Genomic DNA, 25,132 nt, shown 5'->3' with positions numbered 1-25,132 from the left:
GTTTGGAGCTTGACGGTCTGTTTGGCGACTTTTTGCCCGAGATGGGCCTAAGAGGGCGACTTTTCGCCCTTTACGGCACTTAGCCACGTATTTTTACCTGCAATATCAGTAGCCCAGCAAAAGTACGGCAATAAAAAAGCGGCCTGCTGGCCGCTTTTTTTACCGGTAGAAGCGTTTCAGTTCTTTTAACGCTTCCATCAGGGTGCCAATCCTGACATGGGCCTTTTTAATTGGCTGGTAGTGGTTGTCGCGAATGCTGTACTGGCCGAAGCGGTTCATGACCAGCACGCGATCGTTTTGCAAGATGGCGAACTCATGGAAATCCCCAAGAATGGCCCAGCCAGGCCGCTGGTCGGCAAAAAGACTGGTGCCGGAGCTGTACTGGTTGCCAGGCACCTGGCTACCCAGGGCGCTGCCCACCAGGGTCGGCAAAATATCCTGGTGGCTGGTCAGGCCGTTGAAGGTCTGGTGGGCCATGCCGGGCCAGTTGATCACCAGGGGCACCTGGGTTTGATAGCGGCTGAAGTCGCTGTTGTAGCCCCAGGTGTCGTTTTTGTTGTCGTTAAACTCCATGCCATGGTCGGAAGTGACCAGCAGCAGGGTGTGGTCCAGCTCGCCCCGCGCTTTGAGGGTGTCGATAAGTTTGCCCAGCAGATCGTCACTGTAGTGCACGGCATTGAGGTAGCGGTTTTTCACCTGATCGACATCGCTACTGGCGTCCAGCTCTGCCAGGTTCACCACCGGCCAGTCTGGCTGGAAGGGGTTGGGGTAATCCTTGGGCGTAGAGAAGCTGGCCGGTGCCCCCAGTTGCAGGTAGGCAAAGTAGCCGCCCTGGCGCTTGGCTGTCCAATCCAGGAGGGCGTCCAGCGCCTGCTGGTCTCGGTGGGAGACACTGCCGCTAAAATCCGCAATGCTCATGCCGCGAAAGGCGGTTTGCCCCAGGTCGTTTTGGGTGAGGCCGTCTGAGGCGAAAACACCGATGGGGTCGTTGAGGTCTTTAAAGCTTTGCACCAGTAAGGACGGGTCGCGGCCCAGCTTGACAGCGTTTTGATAAACCGCCGGCAGGCCATAGAAGAAGCTGAACATACCGTCGCGCGGCTCGTTGGAGCCGGAGAAATGCTCATTAAAGCGAAGGCCCTTCTCGGCCAGGGCTTCGAGGTTTGGCATGGTGTCGGGGGCCAGGGCATCGGCTCGCAGGCCCTCAACCACTACCACTATGACCTTGGTGTCGGGGTGGCTAAAGGGGGCCAGGGTCTTGGGCATCTTTAACAGGCTTTCGGTGCCTTTGGTGTCTTGCAGCCGCTTTTGGTAATCGTCCATGTCCAGCAGGCCGTGGCTGGCCAGGAAGGTCTTGGCTGTGGCGGGGTAGGAGACAGGGAACACCGCCCCTTGGCGCAAAATGGGGTAATAAACCCGGGCATCAGCCCAGATGTGCATGCTGTGAGAGGCGAAAAAACACACCACAAAGGCAGCGGCCACGTTAAAACCCATGCGGGTTTCTTTAAAGCGGTGGCGCCGGCGCCAGAGGAAATTTCCAGCCACCAGCTCCAGGGCAAAAATCACCACCAGCAGGATGCCAAGGGCCATCCAGGTAAAATAGTGGCGGGTCAGCACCTGGCCTTCGCCTGAGGCAATCAAATCCCACAAGAAGCCGTTAAGGTGCAGCCGGTATTGACTGAACACAAAGGTGTCGGCCACCAGGGTCAATTGGCCAAGGGTCGCCACCAAGGCGCCGAAAAAGCGCACCAGTCGCGGCAGCGGCACCAATATTGAAAAGGGAAAGAGGGTGATAACAAAAACGATAAAGGCCAGGAAGGCAAAATGCCCGGCCCAGGTGACAAGGGTATAAAGCAGGCCAAGGAAGGTGTCGGGCAGGCCATTTTCAATGAGGTAGCGGCTGCCGATCAGCATCGCCAGCAGAATATTGAAGAACGTAAACCAGTGGCCCCAGTTAATCAGCCTGGAAATACGCTCGGCCAGCCGTGGCTCCAATCTGTCCTTTTCCTGTCCCGTCATTGCCTGTCTGCTTGTTGTTGATTTGGCGGGAACATTGTCACATTGAATGCCCCGCCCGGCAATCAGTGGTGCCCGCTGACCACACTTTGTTCAAGGGTTTTGGCAAATTGTTTGACCAGCTCACTGCGCCGGCCTGCCGGCACGTTGTCGTTGACCACGTTGCTCAGCACGTTACCCAGCACCATCAGCGCCAAGTCTACCGGCACCTTTTCTTTAGTCAGCAGTGCCAGCATGTCGCTGGACAGTTTGGTGATGTGCTCGGGGTCGTATTTGGATTGAAAGGGCATGGGGGTGGTCTCGGTCTGTCAGCAAAGCTGATATGATACCACGCCCTGTTAACCTGCCAGATACCCTATGAGCATCGACGTTAAAGCCGTTATTCTTCATCGCCTGGATCTTAACCAGGAAGGCCTGTTGGTGGTGCGTCCCCGTGAGCAGCAACTACCCAATAGTGACGCTGTGTCCAACCTCATTGCCGAGCTGCACGCCAGCTACGCCGCCAAGCCCGGTAAAGGTTTTGCCGCCTTTAAAGACGGTGGTAGCGGCTTTGCCGAAGCCCTGGCCAATTACCTCGACGGCCAGCAGCCCTTTGTGCCCTTCTCCTTGCAAGCCGCCGAACTGCTGCAAGCCCAGCTCAATCACTACGCGCTGATTGAAACCGGTTATCTGCTGATTGCCCACTACCAGCATCTGGCGGTAGACAAACTGCTGGTAATGCAGCTCAAAGCCCAGGATTCAGTGACCATCACTGACGCCCTGGAGCTGGGCCAGACCCGCTTTTTGGAACTCAAAAGCCTGCAACTGGCGGCCAGTATCGATTTAACCGCCTGGCAGGTGGAGCCTGAGCGGCGCCAATACATCAGCTTTATCCGTGGCCGCGCCGGGCGCAAAGTCTCGGATTTCTTCCTCGATTTTCTCGGCTGCGAAGAAGGGGTTAATGCCAAGGCCCAGAGCCAGGCCCTGCTCACCGCCGTGGACGACTACTGCGCCGCAGCAGGCCTTGAAGGCCAGGAGCGCCAGGAAGTGGGCAAACAGGTCTTTGATTATTGTAAGGAAAAGGCCTCAAGCGGTGACGAGGTGAATGTGGCAGAGCTGTCCGATGCACTGCCGCCCTGGGAAGGGGAAAGCCGCTTTGCCGATTTCGCGGTGCAAGGCGAATACGGCCTGGAAGACAAATTCCCTGTCGAGCAAAGTGCCCTTAAGCCGCTGGTGAAATTTTCCGGTACCGGCGCTGGCGTCACCATCAGCTTTGAAGAAAAGCATTTGGGCGAGCGGGTTGTCTACAACGCCGCTACCGACACCCTCACCATCAAGGGCTTACCGGCCAACCTGCGCGACCAGCTAAAACGTCGGCTAGGTAGCACGGATTGAAAAAACCGGCGTTAGCCGGTTTTTTATTGGCCCAAGGAGCTTGATTCTGCCGGTCGGCAGTATAAATTCTCGACAGAGCGCAACTTTTCCCGGCGGTCGGCTGGTAGGGAAAAGGCAGGAGAGCGGTAGCCTTCAGGCTGCCCGAGCACAATAAGAATGCGGTACTTTTGAAGGGGAACAGCATGATAAGAGCCGAAGATCTGCGCCGCGAGCGGCGTATGGAAATCAACTCGCCGGTAGAGATAATCGTGCAGGATGCCCATCTTGCCGGCCATTGCAGCAACTTGAGCGGTAACGGCATGGGGGTGATGCTTGATGAGCCGCTGGCCGAAGGCACTCAGGTGCAAGTCAAGATAGAAGGGGGCATGGACCGGCTGCCGCCTTTTATGGCCGATGCCGTGGTGATCCGCTGCGAGGCCAAAGATCCGGGCTTTGAAGTCGGCCTTTCTTTCTCAAACTAACAAAGGTGAGCGCTTTTTAAACAAAAGGGCGGTCCGCTGTACCTTTCACCGGGGTGCTGCGGTCTTATAAGGGAAAGCTGTCACAGGAGTCCCTTATGTTAAAAGCAGCCCTTACCATGGCGCTGACAACGGCGGTGCTGGCCATGCCAGCTTACGCCGACAGGGATGAGCAGCGCCGCCGTGACCCGCCCCAGTGGCAAAATAAGTCGGTCACCCTCAATAACCCCCATCAAACCCGCCAAAAAGGCGAAGAGTTCAAACGCCAACGCTTTGCGCCCCAAGAACATAAGGGGCGCAAAGAGCATCGCCGCCAGGATAACTGGCAGGGCCAGCGCCACGAGCCCAAACACCGCTCCGATTGGCAGGGCAAACCGTCCTATCCCCATTGGCAACAGCCCAAGCCTCGTTACCATCAGCAGCAGCGGCCCCGGTATTCCGGGTATACCCAGCACTGGCACCCATCGCGCCATCATTACTATGTGCGCCAGTTGCCAAGGGTGGCGGTGAGCTTTGTGCTAGGGGGCCTGACCTTTTACAGCGCCTACGACAGTTACTACCGCTGGTACCCCAGCTATGGCTATTACGGCCTGGTCGACCCCAGTGAGATTTGGGCGGTGGGCACTGTGGTCAGCGCCTTACCCCCCGGCGCCATTGAAGTGTGGGTTGCAGGTACCCGCTATTACGCCGTGGGCGATGTGTATTTTCTGCCCTTACGTGGCGCCCGTCACGGCCGGTTTGTGGTGGTTGCCCTTTAAAAAAGCCGTGGCGGTTGCCACGGCTTTTTCATAAGGCCACGGGGCAATCAAGGCACACCGCTAGCACCCTGAAAAACTCTGCTTCCTCTCCTGTCACCACGCCGTCTTGGCGGATGGCTTTGAGCGCCCCTTGCAAGAAACGCTGGCGTACCGGCTCAGAGGCGCCTTGCAGCTTGCTAAGGGCCTGACCCAGTGTCTGCGGCGTAGGCGCCTCAGGCAACAGGGTGATGTTGTAAAGCCCCATGCTGTTAGCGCCCATGCCAAAGGCGCGGGTGGCGGCGTTGTCATCGGGGTTTAGGCGGGCGAGTGCGCTCAGCAGCAATTGCACCTCTTCGCTAAGGGCGGAAAGTTTGCGCACCTTTATGCCCTGGCCGGTAGGCGCTTCGTATTGAGCGCCCAACTGATGGGTGACCAAACGGTAGAGCAGCCACTCAAAGAGACTGGTTTTGCCGTCGGCCTGCACCAGTTTCATCAAGATGTCCCGGAATTGGCGATACTGGCTGTCAGACAGCGCCTTGAGGCTGGGAATGGCCTTTTCAACCAGTGGGAAACGCTGCCCCGGTTGCAACTCGCCAAGCTGTTCGAAGAGCTTGGCTACCGGCGCTGGGTTTTGCAGCATCGCCAGCTGCCGCTCGCGCACCGCGCTGTCTTGGTCCAGCAGCAGCGCAAAGACAAGGTGGCAGCTGTCCAGTGGGTCGCGGCTGGCTTTATCCAGGCCGTAGGGCAGGGTGGCTGCCAGAGCAACGGCGGCCTGCATGGCGATATCGGCTTGGCGGCTTGGCTTGACCTTGGGGCTGACCATCTCGCCTTGATTGGGTTCTTGGCGGCTGTAGTTACCGTCCCAGTTGGGGTCGAGCCTTAAAATGCGCTGGCGAAGGGGCGGGTGGCTGGCAAAAAGCCCACCAAACTGGGCGGTGAGCGCCGGGCCAAAGAACAGATGGCTGTAGTTTTGAGTGTCCGGGTGCTGCACCGCCGAGGCCACCACATGGCCGCCCAGCTTTTTAAGGGCCGACGCCAGGCTCTCGGGGTGGCGGGTAAATTGCACGGCTGAGGCGTCGGCCAGGTATTCGCGCTGGCGATTGATGGCCGATTGCATGATGCGCGCCCAAAGCACCCCCAGATAGCCCATGATCACCAGCCCCAGGCCGATAAGGGGCAGGGCGTTGCCGTCTTTTTTGTTGTTCCGCGATGACCCGGAGCCGGCGTGCAGCAGCAGCCGGCCCAACTGGCCCACAAACAGCAAGCCAAACAACAGCGCCACCAAACGCAGGTTAAGGCGCATGTCACCGTTAAAGATGTGGCTAAATTCGTGGCCGATAACGGCTTGCAATTCGGCGCGGGTGAAGGTGTCCACGGCGCCGCGAGTCACGCCGATCACCGCATCGTTGATGGAAAAACCGGCGGCAAAGGCGTTGATGCCTTTCTCATTTTCAAGAATGTACACCGGCGGCACCGGCACGCCCGAGGCGATGGCCATTTCTTCAACGACGTTCAGTACTTTACGCTCGGCTAAATCCTGAGTGTCTTGGCTCACCCGCCGGCCGCCGAGGGCCTCGGCCACTTTGCGTCCGCCGCCTTTGAGGCTGAAGTACTTAAAAAGAGCGGCTAGGATCGCCGCGCTCATCACCCCGGCCGTCACCCAGCTGTAAAGGCCAAGGCTTAGTAGCGGTTTGGTGTCGTGGTAGCCGTCGCTCTGGTTGGCATTGAGGCCAAAGCCCACCACCAGCGTGGTAACGAGCGACAGTAGCAAGAGCCCTGCCACAAAAAAGACCAGCAGCCAGAAGGTCTTCTTTCTGGCCTGGTCCTGATGGCTGTAAAAATCCATGGCTTAGAAGCTGACTTTGGGCGCGGCCTGGATGGCGGCGCTGTCCTCAAATTCCAGCAAGGAAGCGTCGTTGGGGTGGCCGAAGGTGGCGGCAACCAGCACGTTGGGAAAGGATTTGCGGTAAATGTTGTAGCCGGTCACCGCGTCGTTAAAGGCCTGGCGGGCAAAGGCGACTCGGTTTTCGGTGGCGGTCAGCTCTTCGGTGAGCTGCATCATGTTCTGGTTGGCCTTGAGATCCGGGTAGGCCTCCAGTTGCACGTTAAAACCGGCCAGACTGCTGGTCAGTTGTTTCTCGGCTTGGCTGAGGGCTTGGATAGCATCGGGGTTGCCGGGCTGGCTGCTGGCCGCTTGCAAGGACGCCAGCGCCTGGTTGCGGGCTTCGGTGACCTTGGTCAGGGTTTCGCTTTCGTGCTTGAGGTAGGCCTTGGCGGTTTCCACCAGGTTGGGGATAAGGTCGTAGCGGCGCTTGAGCTGCACTTCGATTTGCGAGAAGGCATTTTCAAAACGGGCTTTGAGGGTTACCAACTGGTTGTAAATGGACACCAGCCAAAAGGCGAGGATGGCGACGATCACCACCAGTACGATCAATCCGGTCATCGGGATTCTTCCTTGGTCAAAGAGTTAGCCACACTTTACTGATGGATGGCCTAAAAAGAAAACCCCGCTGGTGCGGGGCTTTTTGTATCAGAATTTTGCGTTGCCCGGCGAGCGGGGGAAGGGGATCACGTCACGAATGTTCTGCACACCGGTCACGTAAGACACCAAACGCTCGAAACCAAGGCCAAAACCGGCGTGGGGCACGGTGCCGTAGCGGCGCAGATCCCGGTACCACCAGTAGTCTTCTTTATTCAGGCCCATTTCTTCGAGACGAGCGTCCAGCACGTCCAGGCGCTCTTCGCGCTGGGAGCCACCGATGATCTCGCCGATACCGGGGGCCAGCACGTCCATGGCGGCAACGGTTTTACCGTCGTCGTTAAGGCGCATGTAGAAAGCTTTGATGTCCTTGGGATAGTTCTGCAGGATAACCGGCGCGCCAACATGCTCTTCGGCCAGATAACGCTCATGCTCGGATTGCAGATCGGTACCCCATTCCACCGGGAACTCGAAGGTCTTGCCGCAGTTTTTTAAGATCTCTACCGCGTCGGTGTAATCCATGCGCACGAACTCGGCATCAATCATCTTCTCAAGACGGTTGATAGCGTCTTTATCGACGCGCTCGGCAAAGAAGGCCATGTCGTCAGGGCATTCTTCCAATACCGCTTTGAACACGAACTTGAGCATGTCTTCAGACAGCTGGGCGATGTCTTTGAGCTCGGCAAAGGCCACTTCCGGCTCCACCATCCAAAATTCCGCCAAGTGACGGCTGGTGTTGGAGTTTTCGGCGCGGAAGGTGGGGCCGAAGGTGTAAATCTTACCCAGGGCGCAGGCGTAGGTTTCACCGTTCAGCTGGCCGGATACGGTCAGGAAAGTTTCCTTGCCGAAAAAGTCCTGGCTGAAATCCACGTCGCCTTTGTCGGTACGCGGCAGGTTGGCCAAGTCCAGGGTTGATACCCGGAACATTTCGCCGGCGCCTTCGGCATCGGAGGCGGTCAGGATGGGGCTGGCCATCCAGAAATAGCCGTTCTGATGGAAAAAGCGGTGAATGGCCTGGCTCAGGCAGTTACGAACCCGGAACACGGCGCCAATCAAGTTGGTGCGGGGGCGAAGGTGCGCCACTTCGCGCAGGTATTCAATGGAGTGGCGCTTGGCTGCCATGGGGTAGGTGTCGGGGTCTTCTACCCAGCCCAGCACCTCAAGGCTGCTGGTATCCAGTTCAAAGGCCTGGCCGGAGGCAGGAGAATCCACCACCTTGCCGGTCACAACCACTGAGCAGCCGGCGGTCAGTTTTTTGACGTCGTCTTCGTAATTATTCAGCGAATTGGGCACGACGGCTTGCAGGGGATTAAAACAGGAGCCGTCATAGACAGCCACGAAAGAGATCCCGGCTTTGGAATCCCGGCGGGTACGTACCCAACCTTTAACCTGCACTTCGGTACCAACCGGAAACTCACCGGCCAATACCGCTTTTACCGACGCTTGCGTCATGCCTTTTTCCTTTTATTTGGCTTCACTTCGTTAAGGAGCAGACATGATACCTGCAACGTAGGCCAAGACAAGCGGCATTGGCGGGCAATTTACTTCCCTGCTAAAAGGAGTACATTAGGTCGGGGTTAACCAGTGAAGGTAGAAAACTTATGGTCGAGTTATTGAACTTCCTTAATGAGCTGGGCCGAGATGCTGCAGTGGCCCGTGAGTTCCAACACAATCCCCGCGCGTTGATGGTATCCAGAGGTTTGGATAGCCGTTGTCAGGATGCGCTCTTGCAAGGCGACATGGCCCAGGTGGGTACACTGGCCGCTGTCCCCTCCGTCAATATGATCATCAGTATTGTAACCAGCTTCGGAGAGTAATTTTGCCAAAGCTGCTGGCCCGCCTGGCATCGACAGCGTTTTTACTGCTTGCCCTTGGTGGGCCGTCTTTGTTTGCAAAGGCGGCAGAGTCGGATGTTGAAAGCCTGCTGACCCAGGCAGAAGCGTCTCGTGTTAAAGACCCTCAGGCAACGCAAGCCTTGCTTCGGCAGTTGGCCGGTAAAATAGACAGCGCCACAGAAGACGAGCTTATTCGTTACCAATTGTTGCAAGCCCACCAGGAAATATTGAAAGGGCAATACGACACCGCCACCGCTTCGTTAAAGCAAATTCTTGAAGCCACCGAGAACCCAGACCGTAAAATGCGGGCCCTCTATTTACTTGCCCAACTGGAAGGTATTCGCAGCCACTTTGATGCCAGTTTTGAATACATTTTACGGGCCAGTGAGCTGTATCCAAAACTGACCGAGACTCAAGCCAAGGTCGATTATTTTTACATCATGACTTACATGTACAGCCGGGTAGAGGACTTTGATACCGCTCTGGCCAATGCCGAAAAACTGGTGGCTTTGGTGGAAGAGAGGGGTAGCCCTTATCAGCGCTGTATTGCCCAGCAATCGTTGACCACCATCTATCACCTCAAGGGCGACTTGGAGCAAAGCCTGGCGGCGGCTCAAAAACAATTAGCGGTTTGCTCCAAGAGTGCCGGCCCTATTTATGTGGCCAGCGCCAACCTGGTGATTGGCCATTATTATCTGAAAAAGAACGATGCCACTGATGCCCTTGGCTATTTTTTGAAAGCCAAAAATGGCTTTGACGATGCCGGTTACAAAGACGGCCAGCTCAATACCAGCGTCGGCATTGCCAAAAGTTTCTATGCCTTGGGTAATAAAGCCCTCGCTTACAGCTGGGCCAGCCGTGGCCTCGATATGCTGGGGGGCAGCCAATGGAAAGAAAAAAGCGACTTGTATTTGTTGATGGCCAAAATCAATGCCGCTGACAAAGATAAAGAGCTGGTGGATTACACCGAAAAGTATGCCAGTGCCGTGGAGTCTTTGGCTAATGAGAGCAAAAATACCCGGCTATCCTACCTGCAGGCCAAATTGCGATTTGATAGCCAAAAGCAGCAAATCTCCCTGCTCGAGCAGCAAAACCAGCTGCTCACGTTGCAAGACGACAACGCCCACCAGCGCTTCTGGTTGTTGGTGCAAGGTCTGCTAGGTTTGGTACTGTTTTGCGCGCTGCTGATGGTGCTGCTTTTTAGAAATCGCCATCAACAAAAACGACTTAAGGCGTTATCCGAGCGGGACGAGCTAACCCTGTTCTACAACAGGACCACCTTCTTTAAAAAATGCGATGCGCTGTTTGCCGAGGGGAAATCACTAACCTTAGTGGTAGTTGGGGTAGATAATTTCTACCGCTTCAACCTGCAATACGGTGTGCAAACCTCGGACCGGGTGATCCACCGGGTAGCCCAACGTTTTGCCTCGGCTGTGGGCTCCGAGTTCTTGCTGGGCCGCATTGGCGCCGCCGAGTTTGTGGCGGTCATGGAAGATGTGCCGATAGAAGTGGCCAAAGAGCGGGTCAGGGCCTGCCAGCGGCCGGGGCTACGCGGCGAAGACGTTAATCTTGATCTCCTTTATGCATTGAGTTTTGGGATAGCTCAACAAAACCAAGACGACAGCACTTTTGAGAGCCTGCTCCAGCGGACCCAAAAGGCCATGTGCCTGGCCCGCGAGAACGGCAAAAACAGCGTGGAAGTGGCAACGGAAAAGGAAAACTCCGTATGAGTCTGGTCATCGTAGGCCTGGGGATAACCCTGGGTAAGCATTTGAGTGAAAGGGCGCTCAGTGAAATTAAAACGGCAGACAAAGTGTTTGCGCTGGTTGATGGCCTGGCGCTAGCCTGGCTGCAAAATGTCCGCCCCGATCTTGAGTCCCTTCATACCCATTACGCCGAAGGCAAGTATCGCCCGCAAACCTATGTCGATATGCGCGATCAGGTGATGGCGGCGGCCGAGCAGGGCCAGAATATCTGCGCCGTCTTTTACGGGCACCCGGCTATTTTTGCCGATGTGCCTCATATGCTGATGCAGGCCGCTAAAAAGGCCGGTATCGAGGCTCGCCTCGACCCTGGGATCTCCGCCGACGCCTGCCTTTATGCCGACCTTGGCCTCGACCCCGGTAAAAGAGGCTGCCAAAGCATGGAAGCCACCCAATTTTTACTCTTTAAACGCAGCATTGACCCAAGCGCGCTACTGATCCTTTGGCAGGTGGGGCTAACCGGCGACTTGAGCCTCAAACGTTTCGATACCGAGCCCAAGTGGTTGGCGCTTTTGGCTGAAAAGCTGATGCAATGGTACCCGGGTGACCACGACGTCATTCTCTACGAAGCCAATATTTACCCCATCGGCGATTGCCGGGCCGAGCGGGTGAAACTGCAGGATCTCGAGCACGCCGTTACCAGTCAAATCACCACCTTGGTGGTGCCCGCCTTAACGAAACCTTTAGAGGTGGATGAATTTTGGCGCGAGCGACTAGAGGCCATTTAAGGCTCTGGCATATGCTCTAGGGGTTTGATATGGAGAACAACATGAAACGCTGGATCTTACCTTTTGCCCTGATGGCCGCCCTGGCGGGTTGCTCCAAGGTTACTTTGGAAAATTACGACAAACTCAGTGTTGGCATGAAAAAAGCCGATGTTGAAGCGCTGCTCGGTAAAGCCGACAGCTGTGGCGATGCGGTATTAAAGGCCCAATCCTGCCAATGGAAAAGCGGTGACAAGACCATCACGGTGCAATTTTTAGGCGACACCGTGGCGGTATACAGCCGCGCAGGTTTCTAAGCGAAGAGATAAATAAGAAGAGATAAATAAAAGGAGGCAGCCGCCTCCTTTTTTCTCGCCATTTACAGCGCCGCTTTGATGGCCGAGGTCAATTGAGTCAGTTCATCCGGCTTGATGATATAAGGCGGCATCAGGTAAATCAGCTTACCGAAGGGCCTGATCCACACCCCCAGCTCAACAAAGTTGGCCTGCAACTCGGCCATTTTCACCGGTTCTTTGACTTCCACCACACCAATGGCCCCCAACACCCGCACATCTGCCACCGCCTCATGGGCGCTGAGCGGCAGTAACTCGGCTTTGAGCTGGGCTTCAATGGCTGCGACTTGCTGCTGCCAGTGGTTTTCGCTCAATAGCGCCAGGCTTTGGCAGGCCACGGCGCAGGCCAGGGGGTTACCCATAAAAGTGGGGCCGTGCATAAAGCAGCCAGCCGGGGAGTCGCTGATGCCATCCGCCACCTCCTGGGTGGTGAGGGTGGCGGCCAGGGTCATATAACCGCCGGTAAGGGCTTTGCCCAGGCAAAGGATATCGGGGAAAACCTCGGCCCATTCCATGGCAAACAGCTTGCCGGTGCGGCCAAAGCCGGTGGCAATTTCATCGAGAATCAGCAGCACCTGGTACTTATCGCAAAGGGCGCGAATGCCTTTCACATAATCGGGCGAGTAAATGCGCATGCCGCCAGCCCCTTGCACCACCGGCTCCAAAATAACGGCGGCCAGCTCTTGGTGGTGCTCGGCAAAATACTGCTCGGCGATGGCCAAGTCATTGCTGGCGTCCCTGTCAAAGGGCGTCTCTGGCATCGGCATAAACACATGGCCCGGCAGCAAGCCCTTGAACATCCAGTGCATGCCTGAATCCGGATCGGTGACCGACATGGCGCCGAACGTGTCGCCGTGGTAGCCGCGTCTTGGGGTCAGGTAGCGGCATTTTTGCGGCTGGCCACGCCCTTGCCAGTACTGCACCGCCATCTTGAGCGCCACTTCCACGCTGATGGAGCCCGAATCGGCCAGGAATACCTTTTCCAGGGGCGCCGGGGTCATGGCCACCAGCTGCTGGCAAAGGCGAATGGCCGGTTCATGGGTAATACCGCCAAACATCACGTGGCTCATCTTGCCCAGCTGCGCGGTCACAGCATCGTTGAGGGCAGGGTGGTTGTAGCCGTGAATGGCGGCCCACCAGGAGGACATGCCGTCAATCAGCGCCCGGCCATCTTCCAAGTAGAGCCGCACGCCGCTGGCACGGGCAATGGGGTAGGTGGGCAGGGGATCGCGAAGGGCCGTGTAGGGGTGCCAGATATGGTGGCGGTCGAACTGGGTGTCGGAATTTGAAATGCTCACTAAGTAACCAACTGTAAATCTGATTTAACTGGTAGGCGTTGACAGCTTAACGGCTATCCCTACACTAGCCAAGCAAAGACAAATGATAAGGAACGCCTGTGAGCCTGCGTAACGATTGGACCATTGCCGAGATTGAAACCCTCTTCAACCTGCCCTTTAACGATCTCCTTTTTCGCGCCCAAACCGCGCACCGTGCCAATTTCAATCCCAATGAAGTGCAGGTCAGCACCCTGTTGTCCATCAAGACCGGTGCCTGCCCCGAAGACTGCAAATACTGCCCGCAATCAGGCCATTACCACACCGAAGTGGAGCGCGAGCGTCTCCTGGAAGTAGAAAAGGTGGTGGCCGAAGCCCGCAGGGCCAAGGAAGTGGGCGCCACCCGTTTTTGCATGGGCGCGGCCTGGAAGAACCCCAAAGAAAAAGACATGCCCTATGTGATGACCATGGTCAAAGAGGTGAAAGCCCTGGGCCTGGAAACCTGCATGACCTTGGGGATGCTGACCGCCGACCAGGCGCTGTCACTAAAAACGGCCGGCCTTGATTATTACAACCACAACCTCGACACCAGCCCCGAGTTTTACGGGCAAATCATCACCACCCGTACCTACCAAGACCGCCTCAATACCCTGAGCCATGTGCGCGACGCCGGCATGAAGATTTGCTCCGGTGGCATCGTCGGTCTGGGTGAAGACAAGCGTGACCGCGCTGGCCTGTTGCAGCAACTGGCCAACCTCGAGGTGCACCCCGAGTCGGTGCCAATCAACATGCTGGTGAAGGTCAAAGGCACGCCGCTGGAAAATGTTGACGATCTCGACCCCATCGAATTCGTGCGCACCATTGCCGTGGCCCGCATCTTGATGCCCCAAAGCCATGTGCGCCTCTCGGCCGGGCGCGAGAAAATGAGCGAAGAAATGCAGGCGCTGTGCTTTTTTGCCGGTGCCAACTCCATTTTCTACGGCGACAAGCTGCTCACCACCAAGAACCCGGAAGCCAACACCGATCTGCAACTGTTCGCCAAACTGGGTATCAACACCGAGCAGTACCACGGCGCCGACGACGAAACCACCGAAGCGGTGCTGTCGGCACAAATTGCCATGGAAAACGCCCCGGTCAATTACTACGAAGTGCGCTAAATGCTAAGTAGCTGGTTAGGCCCGCGCCTCGATAAAGCGCGGGCCGAAGGACTCTGGCGGCAAAGCCGCCAAGTGACTCGCCTGGGTCAAGGCCGGGTAGAGGTGGCAGGGTTCAATGCCCTGGACCTCGCCGGTAACGACTACCTGGCGCTCGCCGCCGAAGGGCAAGGTTTTGGGGGCGGCGCAACGGCGTCGCCCTTGGTGAGCGGCCAAAGCGAAGCGCACCAGCAGCTTTGCGATGAGCTGGCCGACTGGCTGGGTTTTGAGTCGGTGCGGCTTTTTTCCTCCGGTTTTGCCGCCAATAGCGGCGTGCTGAAACTCTTCGGCGAGGTGCCGGTCTTTCACGACCGCCTCAACCATGCCTCCTTGCTGGACGGCAGCTTGCAAAGCGGCACCCGTTTTCGGCGCTATCGCCACCAGGATCTGGCCCAGCTGCAAGGGCTTATCAAAGCCCCCAGCCTGATTGTCAGTGACGGCGTCTTTTCCATGGACGGCGACACTGCCGACATCCCCGCCCTAAAGGCCCTTGGCCAAACCCTTTATATCGACGATGCCCACGGCATCGGCGTGCTGGGGGAGAATGGCCGCGGCCTGATTGAGCAGCAAGGCGCCAAGCCCGATATCCTGATGGCCACCTTCGGTAAGGCACTTGGCGCCGGCGGCGCCTTTGTGGCTGGCCCCCAGATTCTGGGGGAGGCCATCGACAACCTTTGCCGCGAATACATCTATTCCACGGCGCTGCCGCTCGCTACCGTCAACCTGGTGCAAAGCAACCTTAAAAAGGTGCAAAGCGAGCCTTGGCGGCGGGAAAAGCTTGGCGAGCTTATTCGCCATTTTCAGGCCGGTTGCCGGCAGCGAGATATTGCCGTTATGCCCTCTCAAACGGCGATCCAACCTGTGCTATGCCAAGACAGCGCGGCGGCCCTTGCCTTGTCGCAAAGGCTGCTGGAAGCTGGCTTTTTTTGCCCGGCCATTCGCCCGCCCACCGTGCCCCAGGCCCGGCTTCGCATCACCCTCAACGCCGGGCTCAGTACTTCCCAATTGGATGCACTGCTTGATTGTCTGGAGGCCAGCCATGGCCCTTGCTGATGTGGCCCGCGCCTTTGGCAGCGCTGCCCGCCAGTACGACAGCCGCGCGCACTTGCAGCAGCAAGTGGCCGACTGGTTGTTAGAAGCAGTGCCCGCGAGGGTAAATACTGCCTTGGATCTGGGCTGTGGCACAGGTTACTGCCTGGCAAGGCTCAATGCCCAGAAGCGATTTGGCCTGGACATCAGTCGCGCCATGCTGTTGGAAGCGCGGCAAAAAGCGCCGGACTGCCCCTTTATTCAAGCCGACGCCCAGCACTTGCCACTTGCCACGGGCTCAGTGGATTTGCTGGTATCGAGCCTGGCGCTGCAGTGGTGCAGTGACCTTTCCTTGGCCCTTGGGGAAGTCGACCGGGTACTGGCCCCCGGCGGCCAGGCGCTGCTCACGGTGCCGCTGGCCGGCAGCCTTAACGAGCTGGCGAGCGCCTGGGGCAAAAGCCAGGGCCATCTTCTGGCCATGCCCGATGAAAACAATTTGGCAGCCATGCTGCCCACCGGCGCGCGGCTCAAGGTTAAAGACTTTGTGGTGCACTTTGATGACCTTACCGCGCTGCGCCAAAGCCTTAAGGGCATTGGCGCTCACCATGTGCCAGGGCGGGCCCAGGGTCTGACCGGCAAGGCGCGTTACCGCCAATTTGTGGCCGCCATCGAGGCGAAACGTACGCCGCTGGGGCTGCCACTGACCTACCGAATTGGATTGATCTCATGGCAAAACGCCTTTTTGTAACCGGCACCGATACCGACGCCGGTAAAACCCACATTAGCTGTGCCATCCTTGCCCATCTTACTCGCCAAGGGCACAAGGTGGCCGGGCTCAAGCCCATTGCCTCCGGTGGCCGCGACGACGCCGAGCGCCTTTGGCGTCACTCCAACCTGCAATTGCCCCTCGATACCCACAACCCTTTTTATTTCGCGCCGCCCATCGCGCCGCACTTGGCTGCAGCCGAAGCCGGGGTGACGCTCGATGTCGATACCGTGCTGAGCGCCATGGCGCCCTGGCAGCAGCAACAGGCTGATTGGCTGTTGATGGAAGGGGCCGGCGGTTGGCGGGTGCCGCTTAACGAGCAGCAGCGCTTTTCCGACTTGGCTCAACGCTGGGGCGGCGGCGTGGTGCTGGTGGTGGGCATGAAGCTTGGCTGCGTCAACCATGCATTGCTGACCGCCGAGGCCATTGAACGTGACGGCCTTGAGCTGATGGGGTGGGTGGCCAACTGTGGCCTTGGCAAGATGGACCGCGTTGAAGAGAACCTGGCATATCTGAAAAGCCATATCCAGGCGCCGCTGCTGGCCACCGCCAGCCACAGCCCTAACCCCGCCGATATCGAAGTGAACTGGCATCCGTGATAGGCTGCCAGCCTTTTTTACGGCAGCGGAGCCTTTCATGCAGTATCAATGGGTGCTTTTTGACGCCGACGAAACCCTGTTTTACTTCGATTCCAAAGGGGGCCTGAAAAGCCTGCTTGCGCGCTATGGCCATGACATGACCGAGCAGTGTTTCAGCGATTTTCAGGCCATCAACCTCAAGCTCTGGGACCAATACCACCTGGGGCAAATCGACATGCTGGCATTGCAACAAGGCCGCTTTGCCCATTTTGGCCGCCAGTTCGGGGTGGAGCCCACCACCCTTAATAGCCAATTTCAGGACGCCATGGTGGACAACTGCCCGCCCATGGTCGGCGCTCATGAGCTGCTGCACAGCCTCAAGGGCCGCGCCAAGCTCGGCATTATCAGTAACGGTTTTAAGGCCATGCAGCCCGGGCGTCTTGCCAAAGCTGGCTGGCATGAAATTTTTGATCTGGTGGTCACTTCCGAAGAGGCGGGCATTGCCAAGCCAGATCCGGCCATTTTCCATTACAGCTTTGAGAAAATGGGCGGCCAGCCGCAAAAGGCGCTGATGGTAGGGGACAACCCCCACGCCGATGTGGCTGGTGGCGCAGGCGTGGGCCTGGATACCTGCTGGTTTAACCGCCACGGCAAGGCCCGCCCTGACGGCATCACCCCCACTTTTGAAGTGAGCGCCCTTAGCGATCTGCAGGCGCTGCTGGCCTAACGGCTACGAAGGGCCCCCGGCGTTTGGCCGGTGGCCTTTTTAAAGGCGCGCGAGAAAGCGCTACTAGAGCCGTACCCCAACCGATATACCACTTCCGATAACGCCATCTTGTCCTGCTCCAGCCACTGGCGAGCCAGCTGCATGCGAAGTTCACTCACGTAAGTAAGAGGCGTCAGGCCAGTCATGGCTTTAAAGCGCTCGGCAAATACCGAGCGGGACATGCCGATATGGCTGGCCATGGAAGCAACGGTCCAGCTTTGGCCGGGGTCTTGATGCAGGGCGCTTAGCAAGGTCCCCATGCGCGGGTCGTTGATGGCCTGTATCCAGCCGGTGCTGTTAGCACACTGGCATTCAACCCAGCCGCGAATAAGGGTGGCGGCCAGCACTTCGGCCAGACGCGATAAAATACCGGCTGCGCCTGCCCGCATCAAAGACGACTCGCGGCGCATGGCATCGAGGATGGCGCCAAGCTCGGGGTAGCGGTCCAGCAAGGTGCCAACGTGGATAACCTCCGGCATTTGCGCTACCAGCGGCTGCATTGGCCCCAGATCCATGGCCATACAGGCACTGAAAAAACGGTGGCTGCTGTTTGGGTTATCGCCTAGGCACCCGAAATGGTCGCACACCGGCTCGGCGTCTAATGAGAGGATGTCGGCGCAGGCCAGCTCCCGTTCGCTTAGCAGCGCGTGTTCCTGGCTGCGCGGCAGCAGCAAGGCATCTCCGGCCACCAAACGCTGATAACCACTGGCGGTGCGCAGTTCCAATTCGCCCTCTATCACCACATGCAGCTGGCTGCGGCCGGGATGATGGCTGTAGCTCAGGCCAAAGGGGGCTTCGGCCTGCACGTGGCGATAACAGACGCCAAACAGGCGCATACCCATCAGCAGTTGGCTGAGCCGGTCTTGGTTGGACGGCGGAGCTTCAGACGATATGTCAATCATTGCGGACTTGGTGTGATAGTTCGTCCGAGAAGCTTACCGTATTCTTAGCATCGATTTTGGATAATTTCAGAGGTAAGCATGTCCGACTCTTCCACTCCTGCCGCGGCCGGGGCCTCCACTACCGGCTGGCCTGCGGTCTGGTCCATTGCCATGGGGGTTTTCGCTCTGGTCACGGCTGAATTCTTGCCGGCCAGCCTGCTCACCCCCATGGGCAACGAGCTTGGGGTCAGTGCTGGCCAAATGGGTCAGGCGGTAACAGTGACGGCAGTGATGGCGCTGTTGGGAGGTATTGCCGTTGTGCCTTTGACCGCCAATATTGACCGGCGCCGGGTAATGGTGAGCCTGAGCGGCCTGATGCTGCTGTCCAACCTGATGGTGGCCGCTGCGCCAAACCTCTGGATACTGCTGGCAGCGCGCATCGGCCTAGGCTTGGCGTTGGGCGGCTTTTGGGCCATAGCCGCGGCCACCACCATTCGCCTGGTCAGCGAAGAGCAGGCGCCACGGGCCCTGTCCCTTATCTTTAGCGGGGTGCCGCTGGCTACCATCACCGCCGCCGGCCTTGGCAGTTATCTTGGCGGGCTTTTGGGCTGGCGTGAGGTGTTTATGATGGCTTCGGTGCTGAGCGCCCTGACCATGGCTGGCCAATGGCTGGCGTTGCCACCGCTGAGTCCGCAAACCAGCGGCAGCGTGTCGGGGCTGTGGATGGTACTGAAAAGGCCGGGTATTGGCCTGGGTATAGGGGTGGTTGTACTCATCTTTACCGCCCACTTTGCCGGTTTTACCTACCTTCGCGATTATCTTGAGAGCCAGCAGCTCGGGCTGCAAACCATCGCGTTGGTGCTGCTGGGCTTCGGGCTTGCCAATTTCCTTGGCACCTTGCTGGCCGGGCGCTTGATTGGCCGGCACCTGGCCAAGGTGTTGTTGTTCACCGCGCTGATGATGATGGCGGCGTTGCTGGCCTTGGGGGCGATGGGTAGCGCGGGGCTATTGTGCCTGCCGGCCATCGTGCTGTGGGGGCTTGCCTTTGGCGGCACACCAGTCAGCTGGTCAACCTGGATAACCAAGGTAGTGCCGGACCAAACCGAGAGCGGCGGCGCGTTGATTGTCTCTGCTATTCAATTAGCCATTGCTCTGGGGGCGGCCCTTGGCGGCGTAATTGTCGACAGTAGCGACGCCCAGGGCGTGATGCTGGCGAGCGGCATATTGATGCTGGTGGCAGCAGCCATGACCTATCGCTCGCTGTGTAAGCTGCGTTGAAAAAGCCGCCTTTTAGGCGGCTTTTTACTGGAGTATCCGCCGGGCCGTCCAGTAATGGGCTTGCCAGTAGGGGTCGGCAAGGGCCGACACGGTTACCCCCAAACTGGTGGAGGCGTGCAAAAACATCCCGTCGCCTTGATAAATGCCCACATGGCGCACTCGGCCAATCTTGAAAAACACCAAGTCTCCCGGACGCAGCTTTTGCTGGCTTATCCAATGGCCTTGTTTGACCTGCTCGGCGGTGGTGCGCCGAAGCGACGCATCAAACTGCTGGGCAAAAGTGATTTGGGTAAAGGCGGAGCAATCCACCCCGCTTTTACTGGTGCCCCCCAGGCGGTATTTCACTCCGCGCCACTGGCGATATTGGCTATGGAGCTTTTCGGTAACGGTGCTGGCCGCTTTGGGCTTTGGCGCAGGCGCCGTGGGCGGCGCTTTACTGGCGCAGCTACTTAGCAACAGGCAACAGGCGAGGGCGGTTAAAAATCTCATGGCGGGGCCGGCAGGTGTTTTTGCCACCTTAGCAGCAGGCAAAGGCCCTGCCCAGCGGGGCAAGGCCTTGTTTCAGCGCGAGTTTAGACCCAGCACCTGGGTAAGCCAGGCGCCAATGTCCTTGATTTGCACCAAGCAAAGGCTGTGTTCCATGTTGTAGCGCCGGTACTGAGGGCTATACCCCATGGTGTTGAGAGTGGCCTTGGCTTGCTGGCCCAAAAGCTCCGGTACCACCGGGTCTTGCACGCCGTGGTGAATGGCGATAGGTAGGCTTTTATTGGCAGGGCTCAGCTCAACCGTTGCCTTGGTGGCAAAGTAGGTTGAGAGCGCCAATAGCCCGGCCAGAGGTTTGTCAAAGCTCAGCGCCGTTTCATAAGCCACGGCGCCCCCTTGGGAAAAACCGGCAATCACAATGCGGTTGCTGGCAATGCCCCGGGCCAGCTCTTGCTCGATAAGGGCTTTAACTGCAGCACTTGAGGCTCTGAGCTGCCCTTCATCCAACTTGCGTTCGAGATCGAGGCTGAAAATGTCGTACCAGGATGGCATCACATAACCGCCATTAACGCTCACCGGTCTGCTGGGCGCGTGGGGGAAGATAAAACGTACCGCCGCCCCTTGGGGCAGGCCAAGCTCGGGTACTACCGGGGCAAAATCGTTGCCGTCAGCTCCCAGGCCATGGAGCCAGATAACGGTCGCATCGGGGTTGGGAGCGGTTTCAAGGGTCAGGTGTGGCAAAAGGCTCATGGGTAATTCCATTAAAAAAGGCAGCCGAAGCTGCCTTTTGCGGTGTGGCTGGTTATTCGATGTCCAGCAGCTCGACTTCAAACACCAGGGCCGCGAAGGGCGGAATGGCCCGGCCGGCACCTTGTTCGCCATAGGCGAGATCCTGAGGAATGGTCAGACGCCACTTGGAGCCTACCGGCATCAGTTGCAGGGCTTCAACCCAGCCTTTGATAACGCCGGTCACCGGGAAGCTAATGGGCTCGCCACGGGCAACGGAGCTGTCAAAAACGGTGCCGTCAATCAGGGTGCCGTGATAATGCACCTTGACCTTGTTGGCCGCGGTGGGGATGGCGCCGTTGCCTTCGGTCAGCACTTCGTACTGAAGGCCGGAGTCAGTCACGGTTACGCCGTCTTTCTGGGCGTTTTCGGCCAGGAAAGCCTCGTTGGCACCGATAAAGGCGCTGTGGCGGGCTTTTTCTTCGTCTTCCAGACGGCTGCGAATAACGTCAAAGGCAGCGTTGATCTCGTCCGGGGTAACGGCAAATTCTTCGCCGCGCAGGGCGTCGGCCAGACCTTGCTGAACGGCGGGGATATCCAGGCCGTCAAAGGCTTGCTGGGCCAATTGGTCGCCCATTTGGCGGCCTACACCGTAACTGGCTTTCTGTTCGAGGGTTTGATAATCAGCCATGTCTGACTCACTTACTTAGCTAAAAAGAAAGGGGATCTTAGCAGAGCCCCGGCCTCGTTACAGCCAGTGGCTGAGATCGCAGCCTTCTTCAATGCGCTGGGTGTCGCCAAAGCGCATCAGGTAACCGCCTTTGTCGCCCAGCAAGGTCAGCTTGTTGCCATCGAGGCTCAGCGCCGTGCCTTCTGGCAGGCACACCACGCGCTCTTGCGGGTTTAAGGTCAAAAACTCGTTAAGACGGTCGCTACGGGTTTCACCGTTATGGCCCGGCTGCACGTAGTCGGTAAAGTGGGGGTTGATTTGAAAGGGTACCAAGTTGATGCCGTCAAAGCTTGGCGGGTAGACGATAGGCATGTCATTGGTGGTGCGCACGCTTTTGCCCGCCACATTGGAGCCGGCGCTCCAGCCCATATAAGGCGTGTCCCCTTGCACCTTGTCTCTGATGGCGCCCAGCACCTGCTGCCCATAGAGTTCGGTCACCAGCCTGAAGGTATTCCCGCCGCCAACGGCGATGGCTTTGGCCTGGCGCACCGCCATGATGGGGTCATCAGTGCTGTGAATACCGGTGACGGTGATACCGAGCGGCGCCAGGGCTTCGGCCACTTTGCCGGTGTAGTCGTCCCAAGAAATGGTGACCCCGGCATAGGGCACAAACAGCAGCTCGCGCTCGGTGCTTTTGAGCAGGGCGTCGATAAAGGGCAGGGCATGGACAAGATAGGGCGTGTCGCCAACGCGGGACGCCGAAAGCAGTAAGGCTCGCATCAGTGAAACCTTTATGGTGACTGTAAAGGTGCCAATGATAACGAAAATTTATTGTCAGTGGGCTTGAAAACCAAAAGTGCGGACATATTATGTCAATCAGACCAACGCGTCTTTGACCAAAGGAGTCTTATTGTGAAACGCGTCATCTTGTTCCTGGCAACCAACCTGGCTGTGATCCTGGTGTTGTCCGTGGTGCTAAACATCGTGATGTCGGCGCTGGGTGTGCAATATCACTCTATCGGCGGCTATCTGGTGATCGCAGCCGTATTTGGTTTTGGCGGCAGCTTTATCTCGTTGCTGATGTCCAAGTGGGTCGCCAAACGCTCCACCGGCGCTCGGGTCATTGACCAACCCCGCGACCAAATGGAGCAGTGGCTGGTAACCACCGTTGCCCGCCAGGCCCAGCAAGCCGGTATCAAAATGCCGGAAGTGGCCATCTACGACTCACCCGACATGAACGCTTTTGCCACCGGCCCCAGCAAAGACAACTCGCTGGTGGCGGTATCCACCGGCCTTTTATACAAGATGGACCGCGATGAAGTAGAAGCGGTGCTGGGCCATGAGGTTTCCCACGTGGCCAACGGCGACATGGTGACCATGACCCTTATCCAGGGCGTGCTCAACACCTTTGTTATCTTCTTCGCGCGGGTCGTGGCCGGCATTATTTCCAACTTCTTTCGCGGCAACGACGAGGAAGAAGGCCAAGGCCTTGGCGGCCTTGCCTACTTTGCCATCGTAATGGTGCTGGAGATGGTGTTCGGTATCCTCGCCTCCATCATCGTCGCCTGGTTCTCTCGCCAACGTGAGTTCCGTGCCGATGCCGGTGGCGCCACCCTTGCCGGTCGTCAAAAAATGATTGGCGCGCTGGAGCGCCTGGGCCGTGCCCATGAAGAGTCTCACCTTGAAGGCCAATTGGCGGCCTTTGGGATCCAAGGCGGCAAGCGCACCCTGGGTGAACTGCTGATGAGCCATCCGCCCATCGAGAAACGTATCGCCGCCCTGCGTGCTGGCTAACCTTATCCCCACTCCTTGAGGCCGCCTTGTGCGGCCTTTTTTTTATCCTAGGCTGAAAGAAACATCAGTCGGCGGAGTGTGTGGATGGATATGTTGTGGAAAGGGCCCTGGCAAAGCCTGGAACATTTGAGCTTTAACGAGCACGACCTGGAAGGCACGGTGCTAGGGCTCTATGAGAGCAAGCCCTTTGCCATCGATTATGAAATTCGCTGTTTTTCCTGCTGGCGCACCCGCCAGGCAACGGTGATCCCCAAACGGGGGCTGCCCATTGCCGTTGTCGGCGACGGGGAGGGCAACTGGACCTGTGACGGCGAGCCCCGGCCCGAGTGGCAAGGCTGCCTGGATGTGGATCTTGGCTTTACCCTGGCCACCAACATGTTGCCCATCAAAAGGCTCGATTTGGCCGTGGGCGACGACAGAACCATCAAGGTTATCTGGTATCGCTTCCCCCAAGGCCGCTTTGAAGTGGTAGAGCAAAACTACGCCCACCTTGCTCCCCGGCTCTACCGTTACACCAATCTGGCTACCGGCTTTACGGCCGATCTCAGTATCGACGATAACGGCATGGTCAAAGATTATGGCGAGCTGTGGTGTCAGCTTTGTTGATGCCCGGGTATCACAAAGGCATTTTGTCGGGGCTCAAGGCCCCGATTTTATTGGCCTGACGTTCCCCAAGGCTGACGCCCGAAAACACAACCTAACTTACCAAAATATCCAATTCTGTAATAAAATCAATGACTTACAGTGTAATCCTATCATTAGCGCCGCCGCAGTGCCAGCGGTTTTAGGCGCCATCGCCGCCGCCCTCTTTGCAAGCTCCGCCCAAACGTTTTTTACCTTCGGGCTTTCTTCTCTTTCTTCGTGATACCGCGCTACCGCCTCTCCTGCTGGTACGCCTGCACCTTCCGCTATTTCAACTATCCAGTGGTCAGCAAGCGGCTTTTGGCCGACCTTTGCACTTGATAGCAATGAAGGCGATATGCCCAACTTTTCTGCCGCTTCGAGTTGGCTTTTTAGGCCGTTTTCCTCTCTGTAGCGTTTCAGTAGAGCCTCTAGGTACATTTGTCGTCCTCCTAAAAATTTACTGAAAAGTTTATTCCATCCCTTGTAATGTACCTAATGGTATATATACTCATTTGTATATTCACCACTTGGTATACGACAGGGAGTCTCAATGAACACGGAAGTCACCCTTCATCTCGACACAGACACCGCAATAGCCGTCCTGCACGGCCTCGACCACTACGCAATGTCCGCAATCTCTCCAGCCGACCGCGACAAGCGCCAAGCCCTGGCTTCTGAGTTCCGCACCGCTTACATCATGGCCGGTTGCGAGCGACTCCCCGAGCCTGAGGCGTTTTTTGATGATTCTGTTGCCGAATCGTCCAGCACGTTAGATGACCCGCACGTTAGAGGCGTTTTAGCGTCAATGTTGATGATTGCTGCCTGGGCCCTTTTTATCGCCTGCGTTTCATCGGCTCTTTATATGACCGTTAGCCCGAATTCTGAAAACGTTCTAATGGGAATTGAAAAATGACTCCTCGCATTTCAAATATCATTGTAATAGGCGTTGCCGCTATTTTCGTTGAGTCTTTGATTCTTGCTGATTTTACCGGCGACCCTGTTTATTTGGCTCCATTTGTTATTTTTGTTTCTCTCTACCTCATTGTTTTGTTTGTATCCCTCTTTTCTCGGTTGGACCGCCAATGACTCGCCCAACCATTGACCAGCTCATGGGCCTATTACCAATGCCCACTTATTCCAGCCGCAATTTGCCGCTTTCTAACGATGACCTTAAGGCTTTTACTCAAGGTCTTGTTTCTCCTGTTCCACGGCGTGAAATGTCGATTCCCGCCAATCCATTGCAGCGGCCTTTTTATTCCTCTGCGGCCCCTAGGGGCCGCTATTTACCCCATCAGTACGTTGGTACGTTCACTTGCAACCAGAAACGCGCTGACGGCGCTGTTTGTAATGGTGA

29 protein-coding genes are annotated in these 25,132 nt (G+C 57.4%); 17 read left to right on the top strand and 12 right to left on the bottom strand.

Annotated features, from left to right (window positions below; all coding sequences use genetic code 11):
• Nucleotides 1-159: 159 nt before the first annotated feature.
• Nucleotides 160-2,016, bottom strand: a complete 1,857-nt coding sequence (locus EDC28_RS09280) for a DUF3413 domain-containing protein (RefSeq protein WP_083445792.1) — start codon at nucleotides 2,014-2,016, stop codon at nucleotides 160-162.
• A 62-nt stretch (nucleotides 2,017-2,078) separates the two neighbouring features.
• Nucleotides 2,079-2,303 (bottom strand): YejL family protein, encoded by a 225-nt coding sequence (locus EDC28_RS09275; protein ID WP_050658260.1) that lies wholly within the window; start codon nucleotides 2,301-2,303, stop codon nucleotides 2,079-2,081.
• 67 nt (nucleotides 2,304-2,370) lie between these two features.
• Here EDC28_RS09275 and yejK point away from each other — a divergent pair, with 67 nt between their 5' ends.
• The 3 genes from yejK to EDC28_RS09260 all read left to right on the top strand — a co-directional run bounded on the left by yejK (nucleotide 2,371) and on the right by EDC28_RS09260 (nucleotide 4,603).
• A complete protein-coding gene (gene yejK, locus EDC28_RS09270; protein ID WP_050658259.1) occupies nucleotides 2,371-3,387 on the top strand; it encodes a nucleoid-associated protein YejK in 1,017 nt (338 codons plus the stop codon).
• 182 nt (nucleotides 3,388-3,569) lie between these two features.
• Nucleotides 3,570-3,848, top strand: a complete 279-nt coding sequence (locus tag EDC28_RS09265; protein ID WP_123421412.1) for a PilZ domain-containing protein — start codon at nucleotides 3,570-3,572, stop codon at nucleotides 3,846-3,848.
• 95 nt (nucleotides 3,849-3,943) lie between these two features.
• Complete coding sequence (locus EDC28_RS09260) at nucleotides 3,944-4,603, top strand: hypothetical protein (RefSeq protein ID WP_123421411.1); 660 nt, start codon at nucleotides 3,944-3,946, stop codon at nucleotides 4,601-4,603.
• A gap of 28 nt (nucleotides 4,604-4,631) precedes the next feature.
• Here the strand turns inward: EDC28_RS09260 and EDC28_RS09255 are convergent, their stop codons facing one another.
• The 3 genes from EDC28_RS09255 to asnS form a co-directional block, all read right to left on the bottom strand.
• Nucleotides 4,632-6,428, bottom strand: a complete 1,797-nt coding sequence (locus tag EDC28_RS09255; protein WP_123421410.1) for a M48 family metallopeptidase — start codon at nucleotides 6,426-6,428, stop codon at nucleotides 4,632-4,634.
• A 3-nt stretch (nucleotides 6,429-6,431) separates the two neighbouring features.
• Complete coding sequence (locus EDC28_RS09250) at nucleotides 6,432-7,025, bottom strand: LemA family protein (protein ID WP_123421409.1); 594 nt, start codon at nucleotides 7,023-7,025, stop codon at nucleotides 6,432-6,434.
• Between the two features lie 87 nt (nucleotides 7,026-7,112).
• The gene (gene asnS, locus EDC28_RS09245; protein WP_050658254.1) at nucleotides 7,113-8,513 is read right to left on the bottom strand and encodes an asparagine--tRNA ligase; all 1,401 of its coding nucleotides are present in this window, start codon (nucleotides 8,511-8,513) and stop codon (nucleotides 7,113-7,115) included.
• A 149-nt stretch (nucleotides 8,514-8,662) separates the two neighbouring features.
• Here asnS and EDC28_RS09240 point away from each other — a divergent pair, with 149 nt between their 5' ends.
• Genes EDC28_RS09240 through EDC28_RS09225 form a run of 4 tightly spaced genes read left to right on the top strand, consistent with a single transcriptional unit; the run spans nucleotide 8,663 to nucleotide 11,680 of the window.
• Nucleotides 8,663-8,878 (top strand): hypothetical protein, encoded by a 216-nt coding sequence (locus EDC28_RS09240; RefSeq protein ID WP_050658253.1) that lies wholly within the window; start codon nucleotides 8,663-8,665, stop codon nucleotides 8,876-8,878.
• A 2-nt stretch (nucleotides 8,879-8,880) separates the two neighbouring features.
• The gene (locus EDC28_RS09235) at nucleotides 8,881-10,626 is read left to right on the top strand and encodes a tetratricopeptide repeat-containing diguanylate cyclase (protein WP_123421408.1); all 1,746 of its coding nucleotides are present in this window, start codon (nucleotides 8,881-8,883) and stop codon (nucleotides 10,624-10,626) included.
• A complete protein-coding gene (locus EDC28_RS09230) occupies nucleotides 10,623-11,387 on the top strand; it encodes an SAM-dependent methyltransferase (RefSeq protein WP_050658251.1) in 765 nt (254 codons plus the stop codon). Before EDC28_RS09235 ends, EDC28_RS09230 begins: the two co-directional genes overlap by 4 nt.
• Nucleotides 11,388-11,428: 41 nt before the next feature.
• The gene (locus EDC28_RS09225) at nucleotides 11,429-11,680 is read left to right on the top strand and encodes a hypothetical protein (protein ID WP_050658250.1); all 252 of its coding nucleotides are present in this window, start codon (nucleotides 11,429-11,431) and stop codon (nucleotides 11,678-11,680) included.
• Between the two features lie 62 nt (nucleotides 11,681-11,742).
• Here EDC28_RS09225 and bioA read toward each other — a convergent pair whose 3' ends face one another.
• Nucleotides 11,743-13,014 carry an adenosylmethionine--8-amino-7-oxononanoate transaminase gene (gene bioA, locus EDC28_RS09220; protein WP_123421407.1) on the bottom strand — a complete coding sequence of 424 codons (1,272 nt, stop codon included), beginning with the start codon at nucleotides 13,012-13,014 and terminating at the stop codon, nucleotides 11,743-11,745.
• A 98-nt stretch (nucleotides 13,015-13,112) separates the two neighbouring features.
• Here bioA and bioB point away from each other — a divergent pair, with 98 nt between their 5' ends.
• From bioB to yjjG, 5 genes are read left to right on the top strand one after another with little or no spacing between them, the layout of a single operon-like run.
• Nucleotides 13,113-14,147 carry a biotin synthase BioB gene (gene bioB, locus EDC28_RS09215; RefSeq protein ID WP_050658248.1) on the top strand — a complete coding sequence of 345 codons (1,035 nt, stop codon included), beginning with the start codon at nucleotides 13,113-13,115 and terminating at the stop codon, nucleotides 14,145-14,147.
• Entirely contained in the window at nucleotides 14,148-15,236 is a 1,089-nt protein-coding gene (locus tag EDC28_RS09210) for an aminotransferase class I/II-fold pyridoxal phosphate-dependent enzyme (protein ID WP_123421406.1), read from the top strand.
• Nucleotides 15,223-15,960: a methyltransferase domain-containing protein gene (locus tag EDC28_RS09205; RefSeq protein WP_170164074.1), complete on the top strand. Its 738-nt coding sequence runs from the start codon at nucleotides 15,223-15,225 to the stop codon at nucleotides 15,958-15,960. The genes EDC28_RS09210 and EDC28_RS09205 overlap by 14 nt, the downstream gene beginning before the upstream one ends.
• Entirely contained in the window at nucleotides 15,939-16,577 is a 639-nt protein-coding gene (gene bioD, locus EDC28_RS09200; protein ID WP_123421404.1) for a dethiobiotin synthase, read from the top strand. The genes EDC28_RS09205 and bioD overlap by 22 nt, the downstream gene beginning before the upstream one ends.
• 37 nt (nucleotides 16,578-16,614) lie before the next feature.
• Nucleotides 16,615-17,283 carry a pyrimidine 5'-nucleotidase gene (gene yjjG / locus EDC28_RS09195; RefSeq protein WP_123421403.1) on the top strand — a complete coding sequence of 223 codons (669 nt, stop codon included), beginning with the start codon at nucleotides 16,615-16,617 and terminating at the stop codon, nucleotides 17,281-17,283.
• Here the strand turns inward: yjjG and EDC28_RS09190 are convergent.
• Nucleotides 17,280-18,224 carry an AraC family transcriptional regulator gene (locus EDC28_RS09190; protein WP_123421402.1) on the bottom strand — a complete coding sequence of 315 codons (945 nt, stop codon included), beginning with the start codon at nucleotides 18,222-18,224 and terminating at the stop codon, nucleotides 17,280-17,282. The two genes, yjjG and EDC28_RS09190, sit on opposite strands and share 4 nt — an antisense overlap.
• Nucleotides 18,225-18,302: 78 nt before the next feature.
• Here EDC28_RS09190 and EDC28_RS09185 point away from each other — a divergent pair, with 78 nt between their 5' ends.
• Nucleotides 18,303-19,481 carry an MFS transporter gene (locus EDC28_RS09185; protein ID WP_123421401.1) on the top strand — a complete coding sequence of 393 codons (1,179 nt, stop codon included), beginning with the start codon at nucleotides 18,303-18,305 and terminating at the stop codon, nucleotides 19,479-19,481.
• Between the two features lie 24 nt (nucleotides 19,482-19,505).
• On the opposite strand, the gene EDC28_RS09180 is transcribed toward EDC28_RS09185, so the two are convergent.
• The 4 genes from EDC28_RS09180 to pepE all read right to left on the bottom strand — a co-directional run bounded on the left by EDC28_RS09180 (nucleotide 19,506) and on the right by pepE (nucleotide 22,140).
• On the bottom strand, nucleotides 19,506-19,970 hold the full coding sequence (locus EDC28_RS09180) for an NlpC/P60 family protein (protein ID WP_123421400.1): 465 nt from the start codon (nucleotides 19,968-19,970) through the stop codon (nucleotides 19,506-19,508).
• A gap of 72 nt (nucleotides 19,971-20,042) precedes the next feature.
• Entirely contained in the window at nucleotides 20,043-20,714 is a 672-nt protein-coding gene (locus EDC28_RS09175; RefSeq protein WP_050658240.1) for an alpha/beta hydrolase, read from the bottom strand.
• 52 nt (nucleotides 20,715-20,766) lie between these two features.
• Nucleotides 20,767-21,381, bottom strand: a complete 615-nt coding sequence (locus EDC28_RS09170) for a BamJ family beta-barrel-assembly machinery protein (protein WP_050658239.1) — start codon at nucleotides 21,379-21,381, stop codon at nucleotides 20,767-20,769.
• A 57-nt stretch (nucleotides 21,382-21,438) separates the two neighbouring features.
• A complete protein-coding gene (gene pepE / locus EDC28_RS09165; protein WP_123421399.1) occupies nucleotides 21,439-22,140 on the bottom strand; it encodes a dipeptidase PepE in 702 nt (233 codons plus the stop codon).
• Nucleotides 22,141-22,272: 132 nt separating this feature from the next.
• On the opposite strand from pepE, the gene htpX reads away from it, so the two are divergent.
• Both htpX and EDC28_RS09155 read left to right on the top strand, forming a co-directional pair.
• Nucleotides 22,273-23,154 carry a protease HtpX gene (htpX, locus tag EDC28_RS09160; protein WP_050658237.1) on the top strand — a complete coding sequence of 294 codons (882 nt, stop codon included), beginning with the start codon at nucleotides 22,273-22,275 and terminating at the stop codon, nucleotides 23,152-23,154.
• An 84-nt stretch (nucleotides 23,155-23,238) separates the two neighbouring features.
• Nucleotides 23,239-23,760 (top strand): putative glycolipid-binding domain-containing protein, encoded by a 522-nt coding sequence (locus EDC28_RS09155; RefSeq protein WP_050658236.1) that lies wholly within the window; start codon nucleotides 23,239-23,241, stop codon nucleotides 23,758-23,760.
• Nucleotides 23,761-23,856: 96 nt separating this feature from the next.
• On the opposite strand, the gene EDC28_RS09150 is transcribed toward EDC28_RS09155, so the two are convergent.
• On the bottom strand, nucleotides 23,857-24,216 hold the full coding sequence (locus tag EDC28_RS09150; protein ID WP_123421398.1) for a hypothetical protein: 360 nt from the start codon (nucleotides 24,214-24,216) through the stop codon (nucleotides 23,857-23,859).
• Nucleotides 24,217-24,328: 112 nt separating this feature from the next.
• Between EDC28_RS09150 and EDC28_RS09145 the strand changes: the two genes are divergently transcribed.
• Nucleotides 24,329-24,691, top strand: a complete 363-nt coding sequence (locus EDC28_RS09145) for a hypothetical protein (protein ID WP_123421397.1) — start codon at nucleotides 24,329-24,331, stop codon at nucleotides 24,689-24,691.
• On the top strand, nucleotides 24,688-24,864 hold the full coding sequence (locus tag EDC28_RS20125; RefSeq protein ID WP_170164073.1) for a hypothetical protein: 177 nt from the start codon (nucleotides 24,688-24,690) through the stop codon (nucleotides 24,862-24,864). The genes EDC28_RS09145 and EDC28_RS20125 overlap by 4 nt, the downstream gene beginning before the upstream one ends.
• Nucleotides 24,865-25,132: the final 268 nt, after the last annotated feature.

The sequence above is a fragment of the Gallaecimonas pentaromativorans genome, assembly GCF_003751625.1.
Taxonomy (GTDB): Bacteria; Pseudomonadota; Gammaproteobacteria; order Enterobacterales; family Gallaecimonadaceae; genus Gallaecimonas; species Gallaecimonas pentaromativorans.
The sequence above is the reverse complement of the archived record's forward strand: the minus strand, read 5'-3'. Positions and strand labels throughout refer to the sequence as shown.

What these genes read in the sequence shown, in the direction of transcription:
- EDC28_RS09280 (WP_083445792.1), bottom strand. Translation starts at nt 2,016, where the DNA reads ATGACGGGACAGGAAAAGGACAGATTGGAGCCACGGCTGGCCGAGCGT.
- EDC28_RS09275 (WP_050658260.1), bottom strand. Translation starts at nt 2,303, where the DNA reads ATGCCCTTTCAATCCAAATACGACCCCGAGCACATCACCAAACTGTCC.
- yejK (WP_050658259.1), top strand. Translation starts at nt 2,371, where the DNA reads ATGAGCATCGACGTTAAAGCCGTTATTCTTCATCGCCTGGATCTTAAC.
- EDC28_RS09265 (WP_123421412.1), top strand. Translation starts at nt 3,570, where the DNA reads ATGATAAGAGCCGAAGATCTGCGCCGCGAGCGGCGTATGGAAATCAAC.
- EDC28_RS09260 (WP_123421411.1), top strand. Translation starts at nt 3,944, where the DNA reads ATGTTAAAAGCAGCCCTTACCATGGCGCTGACAACGGCGGTGCTGGCC.
- EDC28_RS09255 (WP_123421410.1), bottom strand. Translation starts at nt 6,428, where the DNA reads ATGGATTTTTACAGCCATCAGGACCAGGCCAGAAAGAAGACCTTCTGG.
- EDC28_RS09250 (WP_123421409.1), bottom strand. Translation starts at nt 7,025, where the DNA reads ATGACCGGATTGATCGTACTGGTGGTGATCGTCGCCATCCTCGCCTTT.
- asnS (WP_050658254.1), bottom strand. Translation starts at nt 8,513, where the DNA reads ATGACGCAAGCGTCGGTAAAAGCGGTATTGGCCGGTGAGTTTCCGGTT.
- EDC28_RS09240 (WP_050658253.1), top strand. Translation starts at nt 8,663, where the DNA reads ATGGTCGAGTTATTGAACTTCCTTAATGAGCTGGGCCGAGATGCTGCA.
- EDC28_RS09230 (WP_050658251.1), top strand. Translation starts at nt 10,623, where the DNA reads ATGAGTCTGGTCATCGTAGGCCTGGGGATAACCCTGGGTAAGCATTTG.
- EDC28_RS09225 (WP_050658250.1), top strand. Translation starts at nt 11,429, where the DNA reads ATGAAACGCTGGATCTTACCTTTTGCCCTGATGGCCGCCCTGGCGGGT.
- EDC28_RS09210 (WP_123421406.1), top strand. Translation starts at nt 14,148, where the DNA reads ATGCTAAGTAGCTGGTTAGGCCCGCGCCTCGATAAAGCGCGGGCCGAA.
- EDC28_RS09205 (WP_170164074.1), top strand. Translation starts at nt 15,223, where the DNA reads ATGGCCCTTGCTGATGTGGCCCGCGCCTTTGGCAGCGCTGCCCGCCAG.
- bioD (WP_123421404.1), top strand. Translation starts at nt 15,939, where the DNA reads ATGGCAAAACGCCTTTTTGTAACCGGCACCGATACCGACGCCGGTAAA.
- yjjG (WP_123421403.1), top strand. Translation starts at nt 16,615, where the DNA reads ATGCAGTATCAATGGGTGCTTTTTGACGCCGACGAAACCCTGTTTTAC.
- EDC28_RS09190 (WP_123421402.1), bottom strand. Translation starts at nt 18,224, where the DNA reads ATGATTGACATATCGTCTGAAGCTCCGCCGTCCAACCAAGACCGGCTC.
- EDC28_RS09185 (WP_123421401.1), top strand. Translation starts at nt 18,303, where the DNA reads ATGTCCGACTCTTCCACTCCTGCCGCGGCCGGGGCCTCCACTACCGGC.
- EDC28_RS09180 (WP_123421400.1), bottom strand. Translation starts at nt 19,970, where the DNA reads ATGAGATTTTTAACCGCCCTCGCCTGTTGCCTGTTGCTAAGTAGCTGC.
- EDC28_RS09175 (WP_050658240.1), bottom strand. Translation starts at nt 20,714, where the DNA reads ATGAGCCTTTTGCCACACCTGACCCTTGAAACCGCTCCCAACCCCGAT.
- EDC28_RS09170 (WP_050658239.1), bottom strand. Translation starts at nt 21,381, where the DNA reads ATGGCTGATTATCAAACCCTCGAACAGAAAGCCAGTTACGGTGTAGGC.
- pepE (WP_123421399.1), bottom strand. Translation starts at nt 22,140, where the DNA reads ATGCGAGCCTTACTGCTTTCGGCGTCCCGCGTTGGCGACACGCCCTAT.
- EDC28_RS09155 (WP_050658236.1), top strand. Translation starts at nt 23,239, where the DNA reads ATGGATATGTTGTGGAAAGGGCCCTGGCAAAGCCTGGAACATTTGAGC.
- EDC28_RS09150 (WP_123421398.1), bottom strand. Translation starts at nt 24,216, where the DNA reads ATGTACCTAGAGGCTCTACTGAAACGCTACAGAGAGGAAAACGGCCTA.
- EDC28_RS09145 (WP_123421397.1), top strand. Translation starts at nt 24,329, where the DNA reads ATGAACACGGAAGTCACCCTTCATCTCGACACAGACACCGCAATAGCC.
- EDC28_RS20125 (WP_170164073.1), top strand. Translation starts at nt 24,688, where the DNA reads ATGACTCCTCGCATTTCAAATATCATTGTAATAGGCGTTGCCGCTATT.